The sequence below is a fragment of the Shinella yambaruensis genome, assembly GCF_022899355.1.
GTDB classification, from domain to species: Bacteria; Pseudomonadota; Alphaproteobacteria; order Rhizobiales; family Rhizobiaceae; genus Shinella; species Shinella yambaruensis.
Genome location: NZ_JALJCK010000013.1, coordinates 152806 through 178361 on the forward strand (window position 1 = coordinate 152806; position 25556 = coordinate 178361).

A 25556-nucleotide genomic window follows, 5' to 3' on the forward strand; every position below is an offset into this window, starting at 1 on the left:
TATCCCATGCGCGATTCCAACTTCCTGATCGAGAACAATGCCCGTCATCTCTGGCATCCCATGGCGCATCCGGCGGAAATGCAGGCCAAGCCCCCGCGCATCATCAATGCGGGCGAGGGCGTTTCTGTGGTGGATATCCATGGCAAGACGGTGCTGGATGCCGTCGGCGGCCTGTGGAACGTCAACCTCGGTTATTCCTGCGAGCCGGTGAAGAAGGCGATCCGCGACCAGCTCGACGAGCTGCCCTATTATTCCACCTTCCGCGGCACCACCAATTCGCCGCTGATCGAACTGTCCTATGAACTGGCGGCGTTCTTCAGGGAGGACGGGCTCACCCGGGCCTTCTTCACCTCGGGCGGCTCGGATTCCGTCGATACGGCGCTGCGGCTCGCCCGTCAGTTCCACAAGATCAACGGCCAGCCGGAGCGCACCAAGTTCGTGGCGCTGAAGAAGGGCTATCACGGCACGCATTTCGGCGGCGCCTCGGTCAATGGCAATGCCAATTTCCGCCGCAACTACGAGCCGCTGCTGCCCGGCGTGTTCCACCTTGCAGCGCCCTATCCCTATCGCAACCCCTTCAACACGGCCGATCCGGTGGAGATCGCCCAGGCGATCGCCCGCCAGTTCGAGGACGAGATCGCCTTCCAGGGCGCCGACACCATCGCCGCCTTCATCATGGAGCCGGTGCTCGGCGCCGGCGGCGTCATCGTGCCGCACGAGACCTTCATGCCGCTGATGCGCGCGATCTGCGACAGGCACGGTATCCTCCTCATAGCCGATGAGGTCATCACCGCCTTCGGCCGCACCGGGGCCTGGACCGGTTCGCGCGGCTTTGGCGTCAAGCCCGACATGATGACCACCGCCAAGGCGATCACCAACGGCTACTTCCCCTTCGGCGCGGTGATGATCGCGGACAAGGTCGCCGGTGTCTTCGAAGCCAACAGGGATTCCTTCGGGACCATCGGCCACGGCTACACCTATTCCGGCCATCCGGTCGGCGCGGCGGCGGCGCTGGCAACGCTGAAGGAAACCGCCCGGATCGACACAGCCGCCAATGCCGCCGCGCGCGGCGCCGAGCTGATCGCCGGGCTGGAAGACCTGAAGGCGAAGCACGAACTGGTCGGCGACGTGCGCGGGAAGGGGCTGATGGCCGCGCTGGAGCTCGTCTCCGACCGCCGGACGAAGAGCGCGGCCGCCAAGGACGTGGTGCAGAAGGTCTATGATGCCGCCTATGACGAGGGCGTGATGGTCCGCACGTCGGGCGCCAATGTCATCCTCTCGCCGCCGCTCGTCATCACGGCGGCCGATGTGCAGAAGATCGTCTCGGCGCTGGATGCGGGGCTGTCGGCAGCACGAGGGGTGTCGCCATGACCGATGTGCAGGCCCTGCGCGCCCGCCGCGAGCGGCTGCTCGGCCGCAACATGTCGCTCTTCTACGATGACCCGGTGCATCTGGTGAGGGGCGAGGGCGTCTGGCTGTGGGATGCGGACGGGCGACGGTATCTCGACTGCTACAACAATGTGCCGCATGTCGGCCATTGCCATCCGCGGGTGGTCGAGGCGATCTACCGGCAGGCGTCGATGCTCAACACCCATACACGCTACCTGCACGAGGGCATTCTCGACTATGTCGAGCGGCTGACGGCGACCTTCCACAGGAGCCTCGACACGGCGATCCTCACCTGCACCGGCAGCGAGGCCAACGACGTGGCCCTGCGCATGGCGCAGGCGGTGACCGGCCGGACGGGCGTCATCGCCACCGACTTCACCTATCACGGCAACACGACGGCGGTCTCGCAGCTCTCGACGCGCATGCCGCCGGTCGGCGGCTATGGCGGGCATGTGCGCCATGTGCCGGCGCCGGATGCCTATCGTCCGCTTGGCGGAGAGGGCGGAGAGGCCTTCGCCGAGGCCTGGGCCGCCACGGTGGAGGCGGCGATCGCCGCGCTGCAGGAAAGCCCGTTCGGCTTCTCCGCGCTGATCATCGACCCCTTCTTCGCCAATGAGGGTTTTCCGGACCTGCCGGCGGATTTCCTCGCACCCGCCGTCAAGGCTGTCAGGAAGGCCGGCGGCCTTGTCATCTGCGACGAGGTTCAGCCCGGTTTCGGCCGCACCGGCACGCATTTCTGGGGGCATCAGAAGGCCGGCATCCTCCCCGATATCGTCACCCTCGGCAAGCCGATGGGCAACGGCCATCCGGTCGGTGGTGTCGTGGCGGCATCCGAAACGCTGAATGCCTTCCGCAAGGCGTTCCGCTACTTCAACACCTTCGGCGGCAATCCGGTCTCCTGCGCGGCGGCCATGGCCGTTCTCGACGTGCTGGAGGAGGAGAAGCTGCAGGAGAACGCGCTTCATGTCGGCACCCATGCCCGCGAGGGGCTGCAGAAGCTGGCGGACAAGCATGGGCTGATCGGCAATGTGCGCGGCAGCGGCCTGTTCTTCGGCGCGGAACTGGTGCTCGACCGGCAGGAAAAGACGCCGGCCTCGGACATCGCCACGCGGGTGATCAACGGCATGCGCGAGCGCGGCGTCTTGATGGGCAAGCTCGGCATCCACCAGAACGCCACTAAGATCCGCCCGCCTATGCCCTTTTCCCGGGAGAATGCCGACCTGATGCTGGCGGTGCTCGACGACGTGCTGAGCGGGCTGTGACGCGATGGACGACATGATCGCGGCCCTGACGGCCCGGGCGGCGGGCGCCCTTCTTCATTGGAACCTGCCGGACCAAGTGCCCGAACTCTTGAAATACCGCGAGAACGCGGTCTTCAAGGTTCACCTGCGCGACGGCCGGCCGGCGGCCTTGCGGCTGCACCCCCCGGCCTATCATTCGCCGGCGGCGCTCGCCTCGGAACTCGCCTTCATGGCGGCGTTGCGCGAAAAAGGCATCGCCGTGCCGCTGCCCATCGCCGCGCCGGACGGCAGCCTGCTTGCCGCCTTGCCATCTCCGGCGCCGGGCGAACCACATTATGCCGACCTGATCGACTGGATGGAGGGCGAGCCACTCGGCGATACGGGCGCTCCGCTTCCCCGGGGCGGCCGGGATTTGCCGGCGCTCTTTGGCGCCATCGGCCGGGAGATGGCGCGCCTGCACGATGCGGCCGATGCCTTCGTGCGGCCGGCCGGGTTCGAGCGTCCAGCCTGGGATGTCGAGGGGTTGCTGGGCGAAGCGCCCTTCTGGGGCCGGTTCTGGGATTGCCCGGTCATCACGCCGGTGCAGCGGGATGCCCTGGCGCGCCTGCGCGCCCGCCTCCTGCCGCGGTTTTCGGCGCTGGCGCCGGGGCTGGACTACGGCCTGATCCATGCCGACCTGGTCCGCGAAAATGTCCTCGTGGCGGGAGGCGCCGTCGCCTTCATCGATTTCGACGATTGCGGCTTCGGCTTCCGGCTGTTCGATCTGGCCACCGCGCTGCTGCGCAACCGGCACGAACCCGACTATCCGCAATTGCGTGCGGCCCTGCTGGAGGGATATGCCGCCGTCCGGCCGCAGGCGGAGGCGGAGTTCCGGCACTTGCCGCTGTTCCTGCTGCTGCGCGCGCTCACCTATATCGGCTGGGCGGCGGCGCGGCCGGAGCTTCCGGACAATCCCGCGCGCCTGCAGCGCTATCTTGGCGACATGGAGACGCTTGCGCGGGATCTCGGCCTTTGACGGCAGTCCGTCAGCGCGGATCGGCCTTGCGCACGGCCGTCGGCACGATGCCGAAGCGGCGGCGGAAGGCGGTGGCGAAATTGGCGGCGCTGGTATAGCCGGCGATCGCGCTCGCCTCCTGCACGGTGACGTTTTCCCGGTCGAGGGCGGCAAAGGCGCGCTCCAGCCGGATATTGCGTACATAGTCGAAGACGCTGCGGTTTTCCGCGACGCGGAACAGGCGTTGCAGGCCGCTCGCGCTGATGCCGGCCTCGCGCGCGATCGTTTCCACGCTCAGCGCTTCGGTGGCGCGGGCCGCGATGAAGTCCCGGGCGCGGCCGAGGCAGATCGCGTCCTGCCGGCTCAGCAGCGTGCCGCCCGCCCCGCGCCGGTCGGCCTGCAGCACCGCCGCCATCGTCTCCGCCACGAGCTCGACGGCGCGGCCTTCGAGATAGAGGTCGCGCAGTTCGGGAATGAGCGGCGAGGGGCTGAAGATCTGCCGCACCAGCTCCATCATGCGCGGCGTCAGCGTCCAGCGGTGCTCGCTGAGGTGATCGCGCAGCAGCCGCGCGCCGCCCGTCGTATCCGCCACGGCTTCCAGCGCGTCGCGGTGCAGCCATTCCGGCGTTGCGGAGACCACGAGATGGCGCAGGTGCTGGCCGCCGCGCGAGGCGCGTTCGAAATTTTCCGGGCAGGCATTCATGATCGCCACGCCGCGCACCGCGCTGCGGTCCGCCTGGAAGGCAAAGCGGCGGTCGCCGATCGAAAGATCGACGCTGCCTTCCAGGAAGAAGATGCAGGAAAGCTCCTCCGGCAGGAGCGAGGTGGCCGTGAAGGCCCGCTCCTCAATCGCGTCGCTGACATGCAGGACGAGGCCGCGGCGCAGCTCCCTGTGCAGGAACTTACCCTTCATCAGCGTGTCGTCGGGCGAAAGCCGGTCGTCGGGGCTGTCGAAGGCGATGCCCTCGTGGCGCAGGAAATCGCGCACGCGCACGCGGCCCCCCTTGCCCTCGTTTCCGGCGTTGCCAGGTGCGGCCGCCATCCCCTGTCCTTCACTGTTCCGGTCACCGGCATTGCGCAGGATGACCCGTGATTGGTGATCGAATTCCGGCACCGCGCGGAGATTTGCCGGTGCGCAAAGGCATCTGCGCGGTGCGCAAAGGTGCCGACATTGTCCGTCGTGCAAGTGTTGCCCTAGAGATAGCTTAACTTGATTTACGAGGTCAAGTTTAGGAAAAGGCTATCGGACGGTGGGACCGCGATCATGAGATTGGCAGAAGAGACGGTGGGAGCAACGGAGAGGGCGGGGCGCGCGATCTGGCGCAGGCACCTGTGGCTGGCCGCGACCGTGGCGCTGGCGGGGTTTGCCGGCCCGGCACAGGCGCAGGAGGCCGGCGCGACGGCGCTCCAGACGATCACCGTCGAGGGCGGCGAGGACAACCCGAAGGGGCCGGACCAGGGCATCGTCGCAAAGCGCAGCCTCAGCGCCTCCAAGACGGACACGTCCCTGCTCGAAACGCCGCAGGCGGTCAGCGTCGTCACGCGCGACCAGATGGATGCGCAGGGCGTGAACACGGTCGCCGAGGCGCTGCGCTATACGCCGGGCGTGCATCCTGATCCGAACGGCTACGACATCCGCTACGACTGGCTCTATATCCGCGGCTTCAACGCCTATGGCACGATGTGGCTCGACGGGCTCATTCTGCCGGGCGACCCGAGCAACTATGCGACGCCGAGCGTCAATGCCTTCGCGCTGGAACGCATCGACGTCATCAAGGGGCCGGCCTCCGTGCTCTACGGCAGCACCGTGCCGGGCGGCCTCATCAACCAGGTGAGCAAGCGTCCGCAGGCGACGGCGCACAACGAGGTGGGCCTCCAGACCTCCTCGCACGGCGGCGTGCAGGCGACGCTCGACATGACCGGCCCGCTGACCGAGGACGGCGACTGGCTCTACCGCCTCGTCGCGCTCGGCAAGAACATGGGCAGCCAGGTCGACCGGGAACGGGAGAAGCAGCTGATGCTGGCGCCGAGCCTCACCTGGTCGCCCACCGACCAGACCACGCTCACGCTCTATGGCTACTACCAGAAGGATCGCCCGACCTTCAGCCCGCGCTTCTACCCCGCCGTCGGCACGCTGATCGACAATCCGACCGCACGCGTGCCGCGCGACATCTATCTCGGCGATCCCAATGCGGATGTCTTCGACCGGGATTTCTATGCCCTCGGCTATGAATTCGAGCATGAGTTCAACGAGACCTTCACGGTGCGGCAGAACCTGCGCTACAGCCGCTCCGACCAGAACATGTTCCTCGTCCTCGTCAACCCGGCCTTTGCCTGGCAGCCGGACGGGCACACGCTCAACCGCGCCTCGGCGATTTCCGACGACTGGGTCTCGGCCTTCAATGTCGACACGCAGCTCGAAGCCCGCTTCGATACGGGCGCGCTCGACCATACGATGCTCTTCGGCCTCGATTACCTGAAGGCGACGTCCTCCACCAATTTCGGAAATGCCATCGCCGGCGTGCCGCCGCTCGACCTCTTCGACCCGCGCTACGGCGAGGTGGACATCCCCGTGCCGGCCATCCAGCGCTCCGGCCTGCAGGAGCAGCAGCAGATCGGTTTCTACATGCAGGACCAGATCCGCTACGACAACTGGGTGGGTACCTTCGGCCTGCGCTACGACCTGTCCGAGATCGACAGCACGAACCGCCTTGCCGGCACGCCGACCGTGACGACACAGGACCGGGAGCTGACCTGGCGCGCGGGCCTCACCTATCTCTTCGACAACGGTCTTGCGCCCTATGCCAGCTACGCCACTTCGTTCCTGCCGACGCTCGGCACGGATCGTGACGGCAATCCCTTCCGGGCGCAGACGGCCGAGCAGTATGAGATCGGCCTGAAATACGAGCCCCCGGGCGGCCGCGGCATGATCACCGCCTCGCTCTTCGACCTGACGCTCGACAATGCCCTGACGCCGGACCCGGCCGATATCCTGTTCGACGTGCAATCGGGCCGGCAGCGGGTGCGGGGTCTGGAGATCGAGGGCAAGTACGAGCTGACGCCGGAGCTCGACCTTCTCGCCGCCTATGCCTATTCCCATTCCGAAGTGCTGAAGTCCAACAATCCCATCGAGCTCGGCCGTGAGGTGCTGCGCCTGCCCGAGCATCAGGGCAGCGTCTGGCTCAGCTATCGGCCGGTCTTCGCCGACGGGCTGACGCTCACCGGGGGCGTGCGGGCCATGTCCTCCTACCAGACGGACAGCACCTACAAGGCGGAGCTGCGCATTCCTGGCCGGGCGCTCGTCGATATCGGCGCGGAATACGATTTCGGCGCCATCGACAAGGACTTTTCCGGCACGAAGCTTCGGGTCAACATCACCAACCTGTTCGACAAGGAGTACGTCTCCCATTGCCTCAACAGCACCGGCGGAAGCTGCAACTACGGCGCGGGCCGTGCCATCACCGCGAGCCTGAAATATTCGTGGTGAGCGCTTCGCATCGAACCGGGACGAGCGGAGGGGGCGCCGGCTTGCCGGCGGCCCTCTGTCGGCTGTCGCTCCTGTTGCTGCTGGCGTTTCCGGCATTCGCCTTGCCGGCGCGGGCCGAGATCCTGCTGTCGGATGCCGCCGGGCGCAGCGTGCGCCTTGCGGAGCCGGCGCGTCGCATTGTCACGAACGAAAGCCTGCTGCTCCTCTCGCTCGCCCTTGTCGATCCCGATCCCGTCGCGCGCATCGCCGGCTGGGCCGCGCCGCAGCGCATCGATCGCGGCATGTACGAGGCCTATCGCCGGCGCTTCCCGGCCATCGACGCCATCCCCACCGTCGGCGCCGTGCTGCCGGGGAAGACCTCTGTCGAGGCGATCCTCTCGGTCAAGCCGGACCTTTTCGTCGTCTCCATCTGGGAGAGCGGCTGGACGGAGGCGGCCGCGACGCTGGAGGCGGCGGGCGTGCCCGTCATCTTCCTCGACGGACCTGTCAATGACGGCAAGGGACCGGCGGAAACGACCGCCTTTTCCGTCACGCTGCTTGCCGCCGCCATTGGCCAGGAGGCGAAGGGCAGGGCGTTCGGCGATTTCCTGCGCGAACGCTACCGGCGCATCACGGAGCGCACGGCGAGGGCGAAGCCGGTTTCCGTGCTGGTCGATGCCCATGCGGGGGCTACGTGCTGCTCGACGCCCGGAAAGGGCAACCGCATGACGGATTATCTGCGGCTTGCGGGCGGCGAGAGCATCGGCGCGGATGTGCCGGGTTATGACGGCCAGCTCAGCCCGGAATTCGTGCTCGGCGCGGATCCCACGGTCTATATCGCGACCGGCGGCCCGCATCTTGCCGCCCAGGGCGGGCTCGTGCTCGGCGGCGATGTCGATGCCGAAAGCGCGCGAAAATCCTTCGCGGGCATTCTCGGCAAGGGCCTGCGCGACGGGCTGACGGCGGTGCAGCAGGGCCGGGCGCATGCGGTGTCGCACCAGCTGTCGATCTCGGTTCTCAACATCCTCGTCTTCGAGTGTTTCGCGAAGTGGATGCACCCCGATCTCTTCGCGGACGTCGATCCCGCCAAGACGCTCGCCAAGATCAACGACCGTTTCCTGGCGGTGCCGCTGGAGGGCACCTTCTGGATCGACGCGCAATAGGAAAGAGAGATGCACGCAAGACAGTACACCGCCCGGGCGCGGATCGCCCTGCGCAATCCCGCTCCCGTCATCGCGGAATTCTGCGACCACATGCAGGAGCACAATGCAGAAGTGAGCGAGGGGCCGACCGGCCCGCTGCTTCGGCTCGGGAGCATCCGCGCGCAGTTCTCGCGCGAGGGCGAGGCGACGCTGGTCGATGTCGCCGCGCCGGATCTCGAAGGGCTCTATCTCGCCCGCATGGCCGTCGCCTCGCACATCCTGGAATTTGCCGGCGACGATCCGCCGGCCATCACCTGGACGGGCGATGGCGGGGAGATCGTCCGCCCGCCGAACTTCCAGATACTCAAAGTCGTCGCCTGCCGGACGCTGACGCCGCATATGCGCCGCCTGACGCTGTCCGGCGAAAACGTCGCGCGGTTCGCCGGGCTGGACGCGCTGCATCTCAATCTCATGGTACAGCGGCCGGAGGCGGGCGAACCGCAATGGCCGCATGTCGGCGCGAACGGGGTGATTGCCTGGGAGAAACCCGAGCTGCGCCCGCTGATGCGCAAATATACGGTGCGCTCCGTCGATCTGGCCGCCGGCACGCTCGATATCGATTTCGTGCTCCATGCGGATGCAGGTCCCGGCTCCGGCTTTGCGGCGGCCGCGGCTGTCGGCGACCGGATCGGCGTGGTTGGTCCCGGTGGCGGCGGCCTCGTTGCGGCCGACTGGTATCTCTTCGCCGGCGACGAGACGGCGCTGCCGGCCATCGCCCGCATGCTGGAAAACCTGTCGGCAGGCGCACGCGGCCGGGTCTTCATCGAGGTTGCGGATGCCGGCGAGGTCCAGGTCCTCGCGCCGCCGCCCGCGGTCATCGTCGAATGGCTGTTCCGCGATGGCCGGCCAGCGGGCAGCACGAACCTGCTGATCGATGCCGTGCGGTCCGTGGCATTCCCGATGGATGGCGAGGCCGTCTATGTCTGGGCGGGCTGCGAGTTCGAAGCCTTCCGGGCGATCCGCAGCTTCGCGCGGCAGGAAAGGCGCCTTTCCAACACCGAGCACCTCGTCGTTTCCTACTGGCGTCGCGGGCGCGCGGAAGAGGACTAGAGCCGGCCGCAGCGGCATCGCTTCGGTGCCGGACAATCCAGGTAAAACAAGGTTTCGGAGTAGCTCCGGATGCGTGCCGGCAATATCCGGCTTTTGCGTCGTCGATTGCGGTGCGAAAGCCGGGCTTCCATGAATAGTTATGTCTTTGGAATGATGGTCTTCTAATATTTCTCCGGCGTAATATGAATTAATCCTGTATTTTTTGTTTATTTTATACGAAGTTCTTCAATTCGTTATATTTATAAAAATACATCGATAATTGATGTTTTACAAGTATATTCATGAGTGAAAGTGGAAAGTTTATTTCACTTTATTTTCATTGGGGCGATGCTAGTATCACGACGATGATTGGTATCGGAGGACGCATACCTTGTCTGACGTCGCCCCGGAACAACTGACGCCACAAACGCCCGGATCACGCCGGCGGCGCGAGCTTATCACGTTCTTCGTCCTTGCTTTCGGCATCTGGCCCATCGTCGCCGTCGGTGTCGTCGGCGGCTACGGCTTCCTCGTCTGGATGTTCCAGATCCTCTATGGGCCGCCCGGTCCGCCGGGCCATTGAGGGGAAGGCCATGACGCAGCAAGTCCTTTCCAGGCGGAATTTCCTGCGCGGCGGAAGGCATGACGCGACCGCCCGCATCCGTCCGCCCGGCATCGCGGAGCACGCCCTTGCCGCCTGCACGGGCTGCGGGTCGTGCGTGGAGCACTGTCCCACCGGCGTGATACGCCTCACTGACGATTTGCCCGTGCTCGATTTTGCGGCGGCGGAATGCACCTTCTGCGGTGCCTGCGCGGAGCACTGTCCCGAGCCGGTGTTCGCCGATGGCGTCGCCGGCCGCTTCGATCATGTCGTCGCCATCGCGTCCTCCTGCCTGCCGTTCCAGGGTGTCGACTGTCAGGCCTGCCGGGACGCCTGTCCGGCGGAGGCGATCCGCTTCCGTCCGGTGCGCGGCGGCCCCTTCGCGCCGCAGCTTGTGGCCGAGGCCTGCACCGGCTGCGGCGCCTGCATTTCCGTCTGTCCGGCCGGCGCGGTCGCCATCGCGCCCCGCAGCGTGGAGGTGGCCTATGCCTGATGGGCGCCGCTATCACATTTCAAGCGCGGTGATCGCCGTCAGGCCGGACTTCATGGTGGGCGTGCTCGAGGCGCTTGCCGGCTTTGCCAATGTCGAGGTGCACGGCTGCGACAAGGGCAGGATCGTCGTGGTCATCGAGGGGCCGAGCACCGGCGTGCTCGGGGATACGCTGATGCGCATCTCCGTCCTCGACGGCGTGATCGCGGCGAACATGGTTTTCGAACATGTCGAATTGGAAGAGGACGAGGTGCATGGGCAGCGAACTGACGCGGCGTGACATCCTGAAGGCCCAGGCGGCGGGCGTCGCGGCGGCGGCGGCGGGCATCGCGCTTCCCGCTGCCGCGCAGCCGGTTCCGGGCGGGGTGAGCGCGCTGGAGATCAAATGGGACAAGGCGCCCTGCCGCTTCTGCGGCACCGGCTGCGGCGTCATGGTGGGCGTCAAGGAGGGCAAGGTCGTCGCCACGCACGGCGACATGCAGGCCGAGGTCAACCGCGGCCTCAACTGCATCAAGGGCTATTTCCTCTCGAAGATCATGTACGGCTCCGACCGCCTGACGGCGCCGCTCCTGCGCAGGCGGAACGGCGTCTATGCCAAGGACGGCGAGTTCGAGCCGGTGACCTGGGAAGAAGCCTTCGACGTGATGGCCGAACAGGCCAAGAAGGTGCTGAAGGAAAAGGGGCCGACCGCCGTCGGCATGTTCGGCTCCGGCCAGTGGACGATCTTCGAGGGCTATGCTGCGACAAAGCTGATGCGCGCCGGCTTCCGCTCGAACAATCTCGACCCGAATGCCCGCCACTGCATGGCATCGGCCGCCGTCGCCTTCATGCGCACCTTCGGCATGGACGAGCCGATGGGCTGCTACGACGACTTCGAGCATGCCGACGCCTTCGTGCTCTGGGGCTCGAACATGGCGGAGATGCACCCGATCCTGTGGACGCGCATCGCCGACCGGCGGCTCGGCAACGAGCATGTGCGGGTGGCGGTGCTGTCCACCTTCACCCACCGCTCCATGGACCTCGCCGATATCCCGATGGTCTTCAAGCCGGGCACGGATCTGGTGATTCTCAACTACATCGCCAACCACATCATCCAGTCCGGCCGGGTGAACGAGGATTTCGTGCGCAATCACACGAAGTTCGTGCGCGGCGTCACCGATATCGGCTACGGCCTCAGGCCGGACAATCCGGTGGAGGTGAATGCCGCCAATTCCGCCGATCCGGGCAAGACGGAGCCGATGGACTACGAGGCCTTCAAGGCTTTCGTCGCGGAATACACGCTGGAAAAGGCGGTCGAGATGACCGGCGTCGAGGCCGGCTTCCTCAGGCAGCTCGCCGAGCTCTATGCGGATCCCGACCGCAAGGTCATGTCGCTCTGGACCATGGGCTTCAACCAGCATGTGCGCGGCGTCTGGGCGAACCAGATGGTCTATAACCTCCATCTTTTGACGGGAAAGATTTCCGAGCCCGGCAACAGCCCCTTCTCGCTGACCGGCCAGCCTTCGGCCTGCGGCACGGCGCGCGAGGTCGGCACCTTCGCGCACCGCCTGCCCGCCGACATGGTGGTGACGAACCCGGAACACCGCAAGCATGCCGAAGAGATCTGGCGCGTGCCGCATGGCATCATTCCGGAAAAGCCCGGCTATCATGCCGTCCAGCAGGACCGCATGCTTCGCGACGGCAAGCTCAATTTCTACTGGGTGCAGGTCAACAACAACGTCCAGGCCGGCCCGAACACCTCGAACGAGACCTATCAGGGCTACCGCAATCCGGAAAACTTCATCGTCGTGTCGGATGCCTATCCGACGATCACGGCGATGAGCGCCGACCTCATCCTTCCCGCCGCCATGTGGGTGGAGAAGGAGGGCGCCTACGGCAATGCCGAGCGGCGCACCCATGTCTGGCACCAGCTCGTGCAGGCGCCGGGCGAGGCGCGCTCCGATCTCTGGCAGATGGTCGAGTTCTCCAAGCGCTTCACCACGGACGAGGTCTGGCCGGCGGAGCTTCTCGCCGCCAACCCGGATTATAAGGGCAAGACGCTCTATCAAGTGCTCTTCGCCGAGAGCGACGTCGCGAAATTTTCAATCGACGAGGTTAAGCCCGAGCACGCCAACAACGAGGCACAGCATTTCGGCTTCTACATCCAGAAGGGCCTCTTTGAGGAATATGCCGCCTTCGGCCGCGGCCATGGCCACGACCTTGCACCCTATGACACCTATCACGAGGTGCGCGGCCTGCGCTGGCCGGTGGTCGACGGCAAGGAGACGCTGTGGCGCTATCGCGAAGGGTACGATCCCTATGTGAAACCCGGCGAGGGCGTGAAGTTCTACGGCAACAAGGACGGCAAGGCCGCGATCATCGCCGTGCCCTACGAGCCGCCGGCCGAATCCCCGGACGACGAATACGACATCTGGCTCGTCACGGGCCGCGTGCTGGAGCACTGGCATTCCGGTTCGATGACCATGCGCGTCCCCGAGCTCTACAAGGCCTTCCCCGGCGCGCGCTGCTTCATGAATGCCGACGATGCGCGCAAGCGCGGCCTCAACCAGGGATCGGAGATCCGCATCATCTCGCGGCGCGGCGAGATCCGCTCGCGCGTCGAGACGCGCGGGCGCAACCGCATGCCGCCGGGCGTGATCTTCGTGCCGTGGTTCGATGCCAGCCAGCTCATCAACAAGGTCACGCTCGACGCCACCGACCCCATCTCGAAACAGACGGATTTCAAGAAATGCGCAGTCAAGATCGAACCCGTCGCCTGACCCCGAGCCCCGGATGGATTTTCGCCGCGATCGGCGTGGCGGTGCTCGCCACCGGCGCCATGGCACAGATGGTGCCGCAGCTTTCCGGCCCGCAGGGCGACGCGATGCAGACCCTGCCGGCCGATCCCCTGCCGAAATGGGTCATCGACGACATCCGCCGCATGCGCGCCTATCCGGAACAGCCGCCGGTCATCCCGCATTCGATCGACGGCTACCAGCTGTCGGTCAACGCCAACCGCTGTCTTTCCTGCCACAAGCGTGAATTCTCGCAGGATGCCGGCGCGCCGATGATCAGCATCACCCACTACATGACGCGCGAGGGCCAGATGCTCGCCGACGTCTCGCCGCGGCGCTATTTCTGCACCGCCTGCCATGTGCCGCAGGCCGATCACAAGCCGCTCGTCGAGAACACGTTCAAGGACATGAGCGACATGGGCGTCACCAAGGCGGGAAGCGAGTGATGGTGGCGCGCATCAAGGCCGTCCTCGCCTGGGTCTGGACCATTCTGACCACGCCTGCGGCGACCCTCAGCCTCGCCTTCCTGACGCTCGGCGGCTTCGTCGGCGGCGTCATGTTCTGGGGCGCCTTCAACACCGCGCTGGAGCTGACGAACACGGAGAAGTTCTGCACCTCGTGCCATGAGATGCGGGACAACGTCTACCAGGAGCTGACCAACACGGTGCATTTCACCAACCGCTCCGGCGTGCGCGCCTCCTGTCCGGATTGCCATGTGCCGCATGAATGGACCGACAAGATCGCCCGCAAGATGCAGGCCTCGAAGGAGGTCTGGGGCAAGATCTTCGGCACGATCAACACGCGCGAGAAATTCCTCGACCATCGGCTGGAGCTTGCCCAGCATGAATGGGCGCGGCTGAAGGCGAACGACAGCCTGGAATGCCGCAACTGTCATTCGGCCGTCGCGATGGATTTCACCAAGCAGACCCAGCGCGCGGCCGATATCCACGCCAGGTTCCTCCTGCCCGGCAAGGCGACGTGCATCGACTGCCACAAGGGCATCGCCCACGAGCTGCCCAACATGGAGGGCGTCGATCCCGGCTGGAAGATGCCGCGCGAACTGGAGGGCGAAGAGCTTCCCGCGGCGTCCAACGGGGCGATCGAAGATCTGCGCAAGGCGGTGGCGAGCGCGCATGGCGCGATGACGTTCTAGTTCCGGGAGCTTGAGCGCTATGGCCGCTTCTGCGCCAGCGTATCCGTCAGGCGGCTGCGGCCGACGCGGATGACGGTTTCCATGGCGCGCCGCGCGCCGTCCTCGTCGCGCCGGCGGATCTCCTCGACGATGCGCATGTGGCTTGCGGCGACGTCGCCGATCTTGATGTGGTCGGCGGCGGGCGAGGAGAGCTTGAAGATGCCGGCCAGCGCCGCCTCGATGAGGCTGCCCACCGTGCGCATGAAGGGATTGCGTGCCGCATCGATGACGCTGAGGTGGAAACGCAGGTCGGCGAGCGCCAGGGTCTCCGGCGTGTGGGCCGGGTCGCCCATGGCGACGGCGAGTAGCATCATCTGGTTGATGTCGGCCTCGCTCGCGTGACGGGCGGCAAGGGCGGCGGCCTGCGGCTCGAAGCCGAGGCGGATCTCGCTGAGATGAACGAGGAACTGCTCGTCCACGCCGACCGCGAAATGCCAGGTGAGGATGTCGCTGTCGAAGAGGTTCCACTGGGTCTTTGCGGTGACGCGCGTGCCGATGCGGGCGCGCGGCACGACCAGCCCCTTGGCCGCCAGCGTCTTCATCGCTTCACGCAGCACCGTGCGCGAGACGCCGAAGCGGGCTTCGAGATCCGCATCGCCGGGCAGCGTGGCACCCACCGGAAACTCGCCGGCGACGATCGCCCTGCCGAGCTCGCCCACGACCTGCGAGTGGCTGGTGCGGGCCACGGGTCCGTTCATCATCGTTTCGAGCAGGCCCTTCTTGCGCACCGGTCCGTCCTCGCATCGAGCAATTCCAGCAAAGGTGCGAAGCGGTTTTGCGTCCGGAATTGCGTTAAAACAAAAGGCTAGAGCGCTTTCGCGTTCTGAAGAAAAGCGGAAGTGCTCTAGCCGCCGGGGTTTCGGGTACGGGCGAGGGCGGCGGGACGCATGTCAGGCATGCCGCCTCCGCCGGTCCGTCGCGAGGATCAGGCCCTTCTGGAGCAGGATGAAGGCGAAGAGCAGGAGGCCGATCAGGATCTTCGTCCACCAGCTCGACAGCGAGCCGTCGAAAGTGATGTAGGTCTGGATGAGGCCCTGGATGAGGATGCCGACCAGCGTGCCGGCGACGAAGCCGGAACCGCCCGTCAGGAGCGTGCCGCCGATGACGACCGCGGCGATGGCGTCGAGTTCTACGCCAACCGTGGCCAGCGAATAGCCGGCGGAGGTGTAGAGCGAGAAGACGATGCCGGACAGACCCGCGAGGAAGCCGGAGAGGGCATAGATCATCACCGTCGTGCGCCCGATCGGCACGCCCATCAGCCGCGCCGTCGCCGTGCCGCCGCCAAGCGCGTAGATGTTGGCGCCGAAGCGGGTGCGGTGGGCGATCAGGATGCCGGCAGCGAAAACGAGGAGCATCAGGCCACCGATGAGGGTGATGCGTCCGCCGCCGGGCAGCTTGTAATAGACACTCTTCAGCGTGGCGTAGAAGGGATGCTTGATCGGGATCGAATCGATCGACAGCACGAAGGCCATGCCGCGCGCCAGGAACATGCCGGCAAGCGTGACGATGAAGGGCGGCATTTCGAGGTGATGGATGATCGCGCCCATCAAGGCGCCGAAGGCCGTGGTGACGGCAAGCGCCAGCACGAAGGCGGCAAGCGGATGGATCGCGGTCGATTGCAGCAGCACGGCGAGAAGGACGCCGGTGAAGGCGATGACCGCGCCGATGGAAAGATCGATGCCGCCGGACAGGATCACGAAGGTCATGCCGACCGCCGCGATGCCGAGGAAGGCATTGTCCGTCAGCAGGTTGCCGATCACCCGCGTCGACAGCATGTTCGGATATTGCGCGATGCAGACGGCATAGGCGATGAGGAAGATCGCGATCGTGGCGGTGAGGGGGAGATAACGCGGGTTCATTTCGTCTCCTCGCCCGTCTTGCTTGCCGCCGCCTGCGGGCGGGAGAGGAAGACGAAGGCCGACTGCGCGCGCGGCGACTGGATGACGAGGATCAGCACGATGATCGCCGCCTTGATGATCAGGTTGAATTCGGGCGGGAAACCGGACAGCAGGATGCCCGTGTTGATCGACTGGATGATGAGCGCGCCGAGCAGCGAGGCGGCGATGGAAAAACGCCCGCCGAGCAGCGAGGTGCCGCCGACGACGACGGCGAGGATCGCGTCGAGCTCCAGCCAGAGGCCGGCATTGTTGGCATCCGCGCCGCGGATGTCTGCGGCGGCGATGATGCCGGCGAGCGCGGCGCAGAGGCCCGAGAGCACATAGGCGGCGATCAGCAGCACGCCGGTGGAAACGCCCGAGAGCATGGAGGCGCGCCGGTTGACGCCGAGCGCCTCGATGAGCATCCCGAGCGCCGTGCGCCGCACGATGAGCGCCACGGCAAGGCCGAAGACCAGCCAGATGACGACGGGCATGGGCAGCCCGAGGAACGACCCGCTGCCGATGAAGATGAGGCCGGAATCGTTGAAGGTGAGGATCGCCCCCTCGGTGATGAGCTGGGCGATGCCGCGGCCGGCGACCATCAGCACCAGGGTCGCGATGATCGGCTGGATATCGAGAACGGCGACGAGGAGGCCGTTCCACAGGCCGCACAGGAGGCCGGTGCCGATGGTGATGAGCAGCGTCATCGCCAGCCCGTAACCCGCCGTGATGCAGGCGGCGGCGACAGCCCCGCAGATCGCCATGACGGCGCCGACCGACAGGTCGATGCCCTTGGTGGCGATCACCACCGTCATGCCGATCGCCAGCAGAGCCACCGGTGCGCCGCGGTTGAGGATGTCGATGAGGCTGCCATAGAGCCGGCCATTCTGCATTTCGAGGCGGAAGAAGCCCGGAAAGGCGATCGACACCATCAGGAGGATGACGACGAGCGCGGCGACCTGCGGAAAGAGCCTGACGGCATAGGTTTTCAAGGTCGTGTTCATGGATCGGCCCTCCCGGCGGAAGCGGCGATTGCCTCGACGATGCCGTCCGTGGTGACCGCGCTGCCAGTGAGTTCGGCGACATGCGCCCGGTCGCGCAGCACGATGACGCGGCTGGAATAGGCGACCAGCTCTTCGAGTTCGGAGGAGATGACGATCAGCGACATGCCTTTCTCGCACAGGGATTCGATGAGGCGGATGATTTCCGCATGCGCGCCGACATCGATGCCGCGCGTCGGCTCGTCGAGGATGAGGAAATCCGGATTGGTGGCGAGCCAGCGGGCGAGGATCGCCTTCTGCTGGTTGCCGCCGGAGAGCAGCTTGATCGGCTTCTCGCGGTCGCTCGTGCGGATGTCGAGCGCCTTTATGTAGTGGTCCGCCAGCCGGTCCTGCTCGCCGCGGCTGATCGGCCGGGCCCAGCCGCGTCGGGCCTGGAGGGCGAGCGCGATGTTCTCGCGTACGGAAAGGTCGCCGACGATGCCATCGACCTTGCGGTCTTCCGGGCAGAAGCCGAATTTCTCGCGGATGGCGGCGCGGGGGGACGAGAGGTCGAGCGTCCGGCCGTCTCTCTCCGCCGTGCCGCTGTCGGCGCGCTCGGCGCCGAAGAGGATCTCGGCCGTCTCCGTGCGGCCGGAGCCGAGCAGGCCGGCAATGCCGACGACCTCGCCCGCGCCGACATCGAGGTCGAACGGCTGGATATGGCCCTTGCGGCCGAAACCCCGGAAGCGGAAGCGCACGGGGCCGGCCTCGCCCTTCGCGCCGTGCTCGCCCGCCACTTCCTGCACCAGTTCGCGGCCGAGCATCATGGCGATCAGGTCGCGGCGCGGCAGGTCGGCGGTCTCGCGCGTGCCGACGAGCTGGCCATTGCGCAGCACGGTGATGCGGTCGGAAATCGCGTAGACCTGCTCGAGGAAGTGGGTGATGAACACGATGCCGAGGCCGCGCTCCTTCAGCCGTCGCACGATGCGGAACAGCATCGCCACCTCGTGCGTGTCGAGGCTGGCGGTCGGCTCGTCGAGGATCAGCACCTTGCCCGACAGGTCGACCGCGCGGGCGATGGCGACGACCTGCTGCACGGCGACGGAATAGGCGGCAAGTTCGGCGGTGACGTCGATGTCAAGGTCGTATTCGGCAAGCAGCGCCCTTGCCCGGCGGTTCATCTCGCGGGCGTCGACGAGGCCGAAGCGCTTCGGCTGGCGGCCGAGGAAGAGGTTTTCGGCGACCGTCAGGTTCGAAAGCAGGTTCACTTCCTGGTAGACGGTGCCGATGCCGAGGTTCTGGGCCTCCAGCGTGCTCTGCGGATCGACGTCGGCGCCATCGACGAGGATGCGCCCGCCGTCGCGGCGATAGGCCCCGGTGAGGCACTTGACGAGCGTCGACTTGCCCGCGCCGTTTTCGCCGAGCAGGGCATGCACCTCGCCGCGCCGCAGAGAGAAATCGACGCGGTTCAGTGCCTTGGCGCCCGGAAAGATCTTGTCGATCCCCGTCGCCGAAAGAATATAGGAACTGGCAGGCTGCATGGTCCCGACCCGGATGAGGATGGCCGCCCGCAGCCTAGGAGGCGAACGGGCCTGGCGGAGGCCCCGCGCCCGGCCATTGGCCGGACACGGGGCTCCAGGGTGAGATCAGTAGCCGAGGCCCTTCTTCTCCTCGTAGACCTTCGCCGGATCGTCAGCCTGCGTATAGAGCTTCGATTCGGTCTGGATCCACTTCGGCGGTGCCTTGCCGTCCTTGCGGAAGGCGTCGAGGGCGTCGAAGGCGGGGCCTGCCATGTTGGGCGTCAGCTCGACCGTGGCATTGGCTTCGCCGGCAGCCATCGCCTGGAAGATGTCGGGCACGGCGTCGATCGAGACGACGAGGATGTCGGTGCCCGGCTTCAGGCCGGCTTCCTTGATCGCCTGGATGGCGCCGACGGCCATGTCGTCGTTGTGGGCATAGAGCGCGCAGATGTTCTTGCCGCCGTCCTCCGCCTTCAGGAAGCTCTCCATGACTTCCTTGCCCTTGGTGCGGGTGAAGTCGCCGGTCTGGCTGCGGACGATCTTCAGGTTGTCATGGCCGGCGAGTGCTTCCTCGAAGCCCTTCTTGCGGTCGATGGCGGGCGAGGAACCGGTCGTGCCCTGGAGCTCGACGACGTTGCACGGCTTGCCGGCTACCGTGTCGACCAGCCACTTGCCCGCGACATTGCCCTCGTGCACGAGGTCGGAGGTGACGGCGGTCAGGTAGAGGTTGTCGGGGGCGTCGACCGTGCGGTCGAGCAGGATGACCGGGATTTCCGCATCCTTGGCTTCCTGCAGCACCTCGTCCCAGCCGGTTGCCACGACCGGGGCGACGAGAATGGCGTCGACGCCCTGCGCGATGAAGGAGCGCAGGGCCTTGATCTGGTTTTCCTGCTTCTGCTGCGCATCGGCGAATTTCAGGTCGATGCCGCGCTGTTCGGCCTGCTGCTTGGTGAGCGTCGTCTCGGCGGCGCGCCAGCCGGACTCGGACCCGATCTGCGAAAAGCCGACGGTCAGCTCGGCCGCGGATGCGGCGCTGAACATCGAGGCAGCAAGGATCGTGGCACTCGCGAGTGCGATTTTGAATTTCATGATGTCCTCCCAAAGAAAGCTGCTCCTCAGCAGCGAAGGTAAAACATCATATTGTATTACTATTGTAAACCATCAAATTTGCGGTGCCGGGAATTTCTTTGCGTGGAGGCGGGCAGGGGCGCGAATTGCCGGATGGGTTCTGCAAGCTGTTTCAAGGGCTTGTCGGCGAATGCGAAAGATCGCCTGCCTTGCGGCGGAAACATTGAACGCGCGCTGGAACAGGCGCCGCTGCCGTTCGCGAGCCCATGCTGGCGGGCAAGGCGGCGAACAGAAGAACGAGGGCCCGACAGGGATGCCGGCGAAACCGTGGAACGGGCAAGGGTCCCACAGTGGATAGCCGATCGATGATTCGCCCATGCGATCGGAGCATGCACGCGCTCGGGGCCGGTGCTGCCGAGATATGGCCGGAACCTCGACGACGGCAAAGCGGAGCGCTCTCGTCGAAACAGGGCGAACCATCTGGTCTACAAGCGGGGCAATTGCCTTTGGAATGCAACATTGCCGTTCTTTCCTTCCCCGGGGAAGGGGAAGCAGGCGGGGGCATTCCCACAGGGGATCGGTTTATAAGGGGCTTCCGGTTTCTTACCGGCCGGCGCCTTCCAGCGTCTCGCTGACGCGCTCCCAGGCCTTTTTCAGGTGGCGTCCCAGAACTTCGGACAGCCGGTCGGCATCGCGCGCCTCCAGCGCGGCGACCATTTCCTCGTGCTCGCCGACCGCGGCCGCCCATTTCTCGGCGCCCTCGTGGCCGACGAAGCGGATGCGCTTCAGCCGGGTCTGCAGCATGCCGTGCACCTCGGCCAGCGCGGCATTGCCGGAAATGGCGACGATTCGCGTGTGGATCGCCTGGTTGAGCTTGTAATATTCCAGGCGGTCGCCCGCCTTGTAATGCCGGACCATGCGGTCGTGCAGGGCGCGGATTTCCGCGATCTCCTCATCGCGCGCGCTCGCGCAGGCAAGCCTGCCGGCCAGTTCCTCCAGCGTGGCGAGGACCGACAGCATGTCCTTGACGTCCTTCGCCCCGAAGCGCTTCACGACGGCGCCGCGGCTGGGAACGAGCTCGACCAGGCCTTCGCTCGCCAGATACTTGATGGCCTCGCGCAGGGGAGTGCGCGAAACGCCGAGCATCTGGCCGAGCTGGCCTTCGTTGAGGCGCGTTCCCGGCGACAGGTGCCCCTCGATGATCATGTCGCGCAGGCGGCCGACGAGCGTGTCGTGCAGCGCCGTGCGGCGGATCGGTTCCGGCAGGCTGCTTTCCGGGAGCCCCAAGCTTCTGATCTCATCCATGTCTTTGATCTTGCGTCTTTCAGGTCCGGCCCGAGGGCGCCGGCCGCGTTGGCGATTTGGTGCGAGCATGGAGAGCCGGGACGATGGCGTCAATAAAAAATGCTGCATACAGAATACAAAAGACTTGATGCAGCATTTTGGATGCCGTATGAAAGCTGCATACAGAATGCAGCGGAGGAGCTTCATCATGACCGAGAGCGCAAAAGACGCGCGTCCCGTTATCGCGCTCGCCATGGGCGACCCGGCCGGCATCAGCCCCGAGCTGACCGCCCGCATCATTGCGCTCGACGACGTCAAGGCCGCGGCCCATCTCGTGGTGATCGGCGATTGCCGCATTCTCGACGAGGGCGCGAAGGCGGCCGGCCTCGACCTCGACCTGGAGGCCGCAACGCTCGAGACCTTCGGTGCGGCGGGCGGCGAGCGCCATGTCTTCATCGACCTTGCCCATCTCGATCCGGCGGATGTGGTGCGCGGTGAGGCGACGCTTGCCGGCGGCACCTTCGCGACGACCAATTTCCGCGCCGCGCTGCAGCTTGCCGATCAGGGCAAGGCCGGGGCCGTCTGCTTCACGCCCTTCAACAAGAAGGCCATGCGCTACGCCTATCCGGGTTATGACGACGAAATCCGCTTCGTCGCCGACGTCATCGGCTTCACCGGCAAGGTCCGCGAGTTCAACGTGCTGGAAAAGGTCTGGAATGCGCGCGTCACCTCGCACATTCCGCTGAAGGACGTGGCGGCGGCGCTTTCGGTCGAGGCGATCCTCGCCGAGATCGAGCTCACCGCGGCCTGCCTGCGCAATGCCGGCTACGACAATCCGCGCATCGCCGTTGCGGGCCTCAACCCGCATGCCGGCGACGGCGGTTCCTTCGGCATGGAGGAGATCGACATCATCGAGCCTGCCGTCGCGGCGGCGAAGGCGCGCGGTTTCGATGTCGAGGGTCCGTTCCCGGCCGATACCGTCTTCCTGCGCGCCCTGAAGGACGGCTTCCAGGCGGTCATGACCATGTATCACGACCAGGGCCAGATCGCGATGAAGCTCATGGGCTTCGACAAGGGCGTCACCATGATGGGCGGCCTGCCGTTCCCGCTCTGCACGCCGGCCCACGGCACGGCCTATGACATTGCCGGCAAGGGCATTGCCGATGTCGGGGCGAGCCGCGAGGCGCTGCTTCTGGCCGCGCGCATGGCGAAAAAGGCCGCCGCGCTTTCGGCCGCCGCCTGACCTGTCGAATTTTTGAGGTATACCGGCACGGAGGAGGTTCGTGCCGGGATCATCCCAACGGAGGAGCAAGATGAAAAAGTCCCTTACCATTGCCTGCATCGTCGCGGCCGCATCGGGCGTCGCCCTGCCGGCCTTCGCCTTCGAGCCGGAGCGCCCGGTCGAATTCGTCGTCACGGCCGGCCCCGGCGGCGGCACGGATATCTTCGCCCGCACCATCCAGTCGATCATCGCCAAGTACGAGCTGATGAAGGCGCCGGTGGTGGTGACCAACAAGGGCAGCGCCGGCGGCGCGGAGGGCTTCGTCTATGCCGCGACCGCAAAGGGCGATGCTCACAAGCTGACCTTCGGCACGAACAATGCCTATCTGCTGCCCGTGCGCGCCAAGGTGCCCTACACCGCCGCCGACCTGACGCCGGTCGCCGCGCTCGCTTCCGACGAATTCGTGCTCTGGGTCAACGGCAAGTCCGAGATCAAGACGGCCGCCGATTTCGTCGAGAAAGCCAAGGCGGCGCCGGGCACGCTGAAGGTCGCCGGCAGCCAGTCCAAGGACGTCGACCAGATCCTCACCTCGATGATCAACGAGGCGACCGGTGCCGATATCGGCTACGTTCCGTTCAAGAGCGGCGGCGAGGCGGCCGTGCAGCTTGCCGGCGATCACGTCGCGGCCAATGTCAACAATCCGAGCGAGAATCTCGGCCAGTGGCAGGCCGGCATGGTCAGGCCGGTCTGCGTCTTCAAGTCGGAAAAGCTGAAGAGCGATGCGAAGGTGGCCGGCGACCAGGGCTGGGCGGACATCCCGACCTGCAAGGACAGCGGCATCGCCATCGACAACTACGCCATGCCGCGCACCGTCTGGCTTGCCGCCGGTGTCGAGCCGGAGGTTGTCAGCTTCTATGCGGATGTCCTGAAGAAGGTGTCCGAGACGCCGGAATGGCAGAAATATCTTGCCGACACCTCGCAGTCCGGCACCTATATGAGCGGCACGGAGTTTGCGGACTTCATCAAGAAGAACGAAGCCGCCGTCAGCGCCGTGCTGAAGCGCGAAGGCTGGCTTGCGAACTGAACCTCCCAAGGTTCCGCGCGGATGCCCCACGGCATCCGCACCCCCTTTCGGAAAGGTCTGATCCATGCGTGAGAACAGCGCGAATGGGCTTTCCCGTTTCGCCATGGAAACGGGCGTCGCCCTCCTGACGGGCGCCTTCGGCATCGCCGTCGCCTACGGCTCGATAGAGGCCGGCGCGGGCTGGACGGAGATGGGGCCGGATGCCGGCTATTTCCCCTTCTATATCGGCCTGCTGATCGTCTTCGGCAGCGCGATGAACCTCGTCTACGCTGTCGTCAAGCATCGCGGCAGCGGCGAGATCTTCGTCGACATGGCGCGCTTCAAGGTCGTGCTCGGCTTCCTGCTGCCGCTCGTCGCCTTCGCCGCGGTCTCCACCCTCCTCGGCCTCTATGTCGGCACGGCGCTCTACATCGCCGGAACGATGACCTTCCAGGGCAAGTACAAGTGGTGGGCCGGCCTTGCCGCGGGCATGGGCGTCGCCCTCTTCTTCTTCGTCATTTTCGAGATCGGCTTCAAGGTTCCGCTCCTGAAGGGTCCGGTCGAGGCCTTCTTCGGGATCTACTGATCGCGCGAGGGCGCCGGTCTTCGGAGGAAAGACATGGAAAATATCGGTCTTCTCATGGATGGCTTCGGCCATATCCTGAGCTTCAACCACATCCTGCTCATGATGCTCGGCGTCACGCTCGGCATCCTGGTGGGCGTGCTGCCCGGCCTCGGGGCGCCGAACGGCGTGTCGCTGCTCCTGCCGCTCACCTTCTCGATGGATCCGATCTCGGCCATCATCCTGCTCTCCTGCATGTATTGGGGCGCGCTCTTCGGCGGGTCGACGACCTCCATCCTCTTCAACATTCCGGGCGAGCCCTCTTCCGTCGCCACCACCTTCGACGGCTATCCGATGGCCAAGAAGGGCGAGGCGAGCCGGGCGTTGACGCTCGCCTTCGTCTCGGCCGGCCTCGGCGCGCTTGCCGGCGTCGTGATGATCACGCTGCTTTCCGGCTGGGTCGCCAATTTCGCGCTGCGCTTCTCCTCGCCGGAATATTTCGCCGTCTATTTCCTCGCCTTCGCAAGCTTCATCTCGATGGGCGCCCAGTCGCCGTTCAAGACGCTCGTCTCCATGATGATCGGCTTCGCGCTCGCCTCCGTCGGCATGGACACGATCTCGGGCAACCTGCGCCTGACCTTCGACATTCCCGAACTCATCAAGGGCGTCTCGTTCCTCATCGCCGTCATGGGTCTCTTCGGCATCGGCGAACTGCTGCTGACCACGGAGGAGGGGCTGCGCTTCGAGGGCATCAAGGCACGCGTGAGGCTCGTCGAGATCGGCCGCACGCTGGTCGAGATGCCGCGCTACTGGTTCACCATTGCCCGCTCCACGCTGATCGGCATCTGGATGGGCATCACGCCCGCCGGCCCGACGGCGGCCTCCTTCATGAGCTACGGCGTCGCCCGCCGCTCGGCCCGCGACAAGTCGCAATTCGGCAAGGGCGATCCGCGCGGCGTCGTCGCGCCGGAGACGGCCGACCATTCCGCCGGCACCTCCGCGCTGCTGCCCATGCTGGCGCTCGGCGTTCCGGGCTCGGCCACCGCGGCGGTCATGATGGGCGGCCTGATGATCTGGGGCCTCACGCCCGGCCCGACGCTCTTCACCGACCGGCCGGATTTCGTCTGGGGCCTGATCGCCTCCATGTATCTCGGCAACATCGTCGCCGTCGTGCTGGTGATCGCCACCGTGCCACTCTATGCCTCGATCCTGCGCGTGCCCTTCGCCATCATCGGGCCGATCATCGTCGCCATCATCCTGTCCGGCGCCTACCAGGTCGGCAATGCCGTCAGCGACATGTGGCTGGTGCTTGTCTTCGGCCTCCTCGGCTATGTCTTCAAGAAGCTCGATTATCCGCTTGCCCCGCTCGTGCTTGCCATGGTGCTCGGCGACAAGGCGGAGGATGCCTTCCGGCAGTCCATGCTCTTGTCCGGCGGCCAGCTCTCGGTCTTCTGGTCGAACGGGCTGGTGACGACGCTGATGCTGGTCGGCCTTGCGCTGCTCTTCTCGCCGCTCGTCTTCTGGCTTCTCGGCATCTCGCGCCGCCGCCGGCTCGGCGTTCCCAAGTCCCCGCAGGACGGCACGCCTGCGGTCTGATCCGCC

General features: G+C 65.9%; 23 protein-coding genes. 16 read left to right on the forward strand and 7 right to left on the reverse strand.

Annotated elements, in window-relative coordinates; all coding sequences use genetic code 11:
- Nucleotides 1–6: 6 nt before the first annotated feature.
- From MUU56_RS26295 to MUU56_RS26305, 3 genes are read left to right on the forward strand one after another with little or no spacing between them, the layout of a single operon-like run.
- Entirely contained in the window at nt 7–1371 is a 1365-nt protein-coding gene (locus tag MUU56_RS26295) for an aspartate aminotransferase family protein (protein WP_244770234.1), read from the forward strand.
- Complete coding sequence (locus MUU56_RS26300) at nt 1368–2651, forward strand: aspartate aminotransferase family protein (RefSeq protein ID WP_244770235.1); 1284 nt, start codon at nt 1368–1370, stop codon at nt 2649–2651. The genes MUU56_RS26295 and MUU56_RS26300 overlap by 4 nt, the downstream gene beginning before the upstream one ends.
- 4 nt (nt 2652–2655) lie before the next feature.
- Nucleotides 2656–3645: a phosphotransferase enzyme family protein gene (locus MUU56_RS26305; protein WP_244770236.1), complete on the forward strand. Its 990-nt coding sequence runs from the start codon at nt 2656–2658 to the stop codon at nt 3643–3645.
- Nucleotides 3646–3655: 10 nt separating this feature from the next.
- Here MUU56_RS26305 and MUU56_RS26310 read toward each other — a convergent pair whose 3' ends face one another.
- Nucleotides 3656–4666, reverse strand: a complete 1011-nt coding sequence (locus MUU56_RS26310) for a helix-turn-helix transcriptional regulator (RefSeq protein ID WP_244770237.1) — start codon at nt 4664–4666, stop codon at nt 3656–3658.
- 222 nt (nt 4667–4888) lie between these two features.
- Here MUU56_RS26310 and MUU56_RS26315 point away from each other — a divergent pair, with 222 nt between their 5' ends.
- The 9 genes from MUU56_RS26315 to MUU56_RS26355 all read left to right on the forward strand — a co-directional run bounded on the left by MUU56_RS26315 (nt 4889) and on the right by MUU56_RS26355 (nt 14339).
- Nucleotides 4889–7111, forward strand: a complete 2223-nt coding sequence (locus MUU56_RS26315; RefSeq protein WP_244770238.1) for a TonB-dependent siderophore receptor — start codon at nt 4889–4891, stop codon at nt 7109–7111.
- Nucleotides 7112–7152: 41 nt separating this feature from the next.
- Entirely contained in the window at nt 7153–8253 is a 1101-nt protein-coding gene (locus MUU56_RS26320) for an ABC transporter substrate-binding protein (RefSeq protein ID WP_244770239.1), read from the forward strand.
- Nucleotides 8254–8262: 9 nt separating this feature from the next.
- Nucleotides 8263–9342 (forward strand): siderophore-interacting protein, encoded by a 1080-nt coding sequence (locus MUU56_RS26325; RefSeq protein ID WP_244770240.1) that lies wholly within the window; start codon nt 8263–8265, stop codon nt 9340–9342.
- 394 nt (nt 9343–9736) lie between these two features.
- Entirely contained in the window at nt 9737–9904 is a 168-nt protein-coding gene (gene napE / locus MUU56_RS26330; protein ID WP_398432221.1) for a periplasmic nitrate reductase, NapE protein, read from the forward strand.
- 10 nt (nt 9905–9914) lie between these two features.
- Nucleotides 9915–10415, forward strand: coding sequence for a ferredoxin-type protein NapF (gene napF / locus MUU56_RS26335; RefSeq protein ID WP_244770242.1), 501 nt, complete (start codon nt 9915–9917; stop codon nt 10413–10415).
- Nucleotides 10408–10692 (forward strand): chaperone NapD, encoded by a 285-nt coding sequence (locus MUU56_RS26340; RefSeq protein ID WP_244770243.1) that lies wholly within the window; start codon nt 10408–10410, stop codon nt 10690–10692. Before napF ends, MUU56_RS26340 begins: the two co-directional genes overlap by 8 nt.
- On the forward strand, nt 10667–13171 hold the full coding sequence (gene napA, locus MUU56_RS26345) for a periplasmic nitrate reductase subunit alpha (protein ID WP_244770244.1): 2505 nt from the start codon (nt 10667–10669) through the stop codon (nt 13169–13171). The genes MUU56_RS26340 and napA overlap by 26 nt, the downstream gene beginning before the upstream one ends.
- Nucleotides 13141–13632, forward strand: a complete 492-nt coding sequence (locus MUU56_RS26350) for a nitrate reductase cytochrome c-type subunit (protein WP_244770245.1) — start codon at nt 13141–13143, stop codon at nt 13630–13632. The genes napA and MUU56_RS26350 overlap by 31 nt, the downstream gene beginning before the upstream one ends.
- A gap of 2 nt (nt 13633–13634) precedes the next feature.
- On the forward strand, nt 13635–14339 hold the full coding sequence (locus tag MUU56_RS26355; protein WP_284221061.1) for a cytochrome c3 family protein: 705 nt from the start codon (nt 13635–13637) through the stop codon (nt 14337–14339).
- Between the two features lie 17 nt (nt 14340–14356).
- Here MUU56_RS26355 and MUU56_RS26360 read toward each other — a convergent pair whose 3' ends face one another.
- From MUU56_RS26360 to MUU56_RS26385, 6 genes are all read right to left on the reverse strand, one after another.
- A complete protein-coding gene (locus MUU56_RS26360) occupies nt 14357–15079 on the reverse strand; it encodes a FadR/GntR family transcriptional regulator (protein WP_244770288.1) in 723 nt (240 codons plus the stop codon).
- A 189-nt stretch (nt 15080–15268) separates the two neighbouring features.
- Nucleotides 15269–16237: a galactofuranose ABC transporter, permease protein YjfF gene (gene yjfF, locus MUU56_RS26365; RefSeq protein WP_244770247.1), complete on the reverse strand. Its 969-nt coding sequence runs from the start codon at nt 16235–16237 to the stop codon at nt 15269–15271.
- Nucleotides 16234–17259, reverse strand: a complete 1026-nt coding sequence (locus MUU56_RS26370) for an ABC transporter permease (RefSeq protein WP_244770248.1) — start codon at nt 17257–17259, stop codon at nt 16234–16236. Before MUU56_RS26370 ends, yjfF begins: the two co-directional genes overlap by 4 nt.
- Entirely contained in the window at nt 17256–18776 is a 1521-nt protein-coding gene (gene ytfR, locus MUU56_RS26375; protein WP_244770249.1) for a galactofuranose ABC transporter, ATP-binding protein YtfR, read from the reverse strand. Before ytfR ends, MUU56_RS26370 begins: the two co-directional genes overlap by 4 nt.
- A 105-nt stretch (nt 18777–18881) precedes the next feature.
- The gene (gene ytfQ, locus MUU56_RS26380; protein WP_244770250.1) at nt 18882–19844 is read right to left on the reverse strand and encodes a galactofuranose ABC transporter, galactofuranose-binding protein YtfQ; all 963 of its coding nucleotides are present in this window, start codon (nt 19842–19844) and stop codon (nt 18882–18884) included.
- Between the two features lie 582 nt (nt 19845–20426).
- Nucleotides 20427–21128 carry a GntR family transcriptional regulator gene (locus MUU56_RS26385; protein WP_244770251.1) on the reverse strand — a complete coding sequence of 234 codons (702 nt, stop codon included), beginning with the start codon at nt 21126–21128 and terminating at the stop codon, nt 20427–20429.
- Between the two features lie 187 nt (nt 21129–21315).
- On the opposite strand from MUU56_RS26385, the gene MUU56_RS26390 reads away from it, so the two are divergent.
- From MUU56_RS26390 to MUU56_RS26405, 4 genes are all read left to right on the forward strand, one after another.
- A complete protein-coding gene (locus MUU56_RS26390; RefSeq protein ID WP_244770252.1) occupies nt 21316–22350 on the forward strand; it encodes a 4-hydroxythreonine-4-phosphate dehydrogenase PdxA in 1035 nt (344 codons plus the stop codon).
- 70 nt (nt 22351–22420) lie between these two features.
- The gene (locus MUU56_RS26395; protein WP_244770253.1) at nt 22421–23413 is read left to right on the forward strand and encodes a Bug family tripartite tricarboxylate transporter substrate binding protein; all 993 of its coding nucleotides are present in this window, start codon (nt 22421–22423) and stop codon (nt 23411–23413) included.
- A gap of 64 nt (nt 23414–23477) precedes the next feature.
- Complete coding sequence (locus tag MUU56_RS26400; RefSeq protein ID WP_244770254.1) at nt 23478–23978, forward strand: tripartite tricarboxylate transporter TctB family protein; 501 nt, start codon at nt 23478–23480, stop codon at nt 23976–23978.
- A gap of 33 nt (nt 23979–24011) precedes the next feature.
- Nucleotides 24012–25550 carry a tripartite tricarboxylate transporter permease gene (locus MUU56_RS26405; protein ID WP_244770255.1) on the forward strand — a complete coding sequence of 513 codons (1539 nt, stop codon included), beginning with the start codon at nt 24012–24014 and terminating at the stop codon, nt 25548–25550.
- Nucleotides 25551–25556: the final 6 nt, after the last annotated feature.

Bases quoted from the DNA above. Each gene is read 5' to 3' on its own strand.
- MUU56_RS26295 (WP_244770234.1), top strand. From the start codon at position 7: ATGCGCGATTCCAACTTCCTGATCGAGAACAATGCCCGTCATCTCTGG.
- MUU56_RS26300 (WP_244770235.1), top strand. From the start codon at position 1,368: ATGACCGATGTGCAGGCCCTGCGCGCCCGCCGCGAGCGGCTGCTCGGC.
- MUU56_RS26305 (WP_244770236.1), top strand. From the start codon at position 2,656: ATGGACGACATGATCGCGGCCCTGACGGCCCGGGCGGCGGGCGCCCTT.
- MUU56_RS26310 (WP_244770237.1), bottom strand. From the start codon at position 4,666: ATGGCGGCCGCACCTGGCAACGCCGGAAACGAGGGCAAGGGGGGCCGC.
- MUU56_RS26315 (WP_244770238.1), top strand. From the start codon at position 4,889: ATGAGATTGGCAGAAGAGACGGTGGGAGCAACGGAGAGGGCGGGGCGC.
- MUU56_RS26325 (WP_244770240.1), top strand. From the start codon at position 8,263: ATGCACGCAAGACAGTACACCGCCCGGGCGCGGATCGCCCTGCGCAAT.
- napF (WP_244770242.1), top strand. From the start codon at position 9,915: ATGACGCAGCAAGTCCTTTCCAGGCGGAATTTCCTGCGCGGCGGAAGG.
- MUU56_RS26340 (WP_244770243.1), top strand. From the start codon at position 10,408: ATGCCTGATGGGCGCCGCTATCACATTTCAAGCGCGGTGATCGCCGTC.
- napA (WP_244770244.1), top strand. From the start codon at position 10,667: ATGGGCAGCGAACTGACGCGGCGTGACATCCTGAAGGCCCAGGCGGCG.
- MUU56_RS26350 (WP_244770245.1), top strand. From the start codon at position 13,141: ATGCGCAGTCAAGATCGAACCCGTCGCCTGACCCCGAGCCCCGGATGG.
- MUU56_RS26360 (WP_244770288.1), bottom strand. From the start codon at position 15,079: ATGATGAACGGACCCGTGGCCCGCACCAGCCACTCGCAGGTCGTGGGC.
- yjfF (WP_244770247.1), bottom strand. From the start codon at position 16,237: ATGAACCCGCGTTATCTCCCCCTCACCGCCACGATCGCGATCTTCCTC.
- MUU56_RS26370 (WP_244770248.1), bottom strand. From the start codon at position 17,259: ATGAACACGACCTTGAAAACCTATGCCGTCAGGCTCTTTCCGCAGGTC.
- ytfR (WP_244770249.1), bottom strand. From the start codon at position 18,776: ATGCAGCCTGCCAGTTCCTATATTCTTTCGGCGACGGGGATCGACAAG.
- ytfQ (WP_244770250.1), bottom strand. From the start codon at position 19,844: ATGAAATTCAAAATCGCACTCGCGAGTGCCACGATCCTTGCTGCCTCG.
- MUU56_RS26385 (WP_244770251.1), bottom strand. From the start codon at position 21,128: ATGGATGAGATCAGAAGCTTGGGGCTCCCGGAAAGCAGCCTGCCGGAA.
- MUU56_RS26390 (WP_244770252.1), top strand. From the start codon at position 21,316: ATGACCGAGAGCGCAAAAGACGCGCGTCCCGTTATCGCGCTCGCCATG.
- MUU56_RS26395 (WP_244770253.1), top strand. From the start codon at position 22,421: ATGAAAAAGTCCCTTACCATTGCCTGCATCGTCGCGGCCGCATCGGGC.
- MUU56_RS26400 (WP_244770254.1), top strand. From the start codon at position 23,478: ATGCGTGAGAACAGCGCGAATGGGCTTTCCCGTTTCGCCATGGAAACG.
- MUU56_RS26405 (WP_244770255.1), top strand. From the start codon at position 24,012: ATGGAAAATATCGGTCTTCTCATGGATGGCTTCGGCCATATCCTGAGC.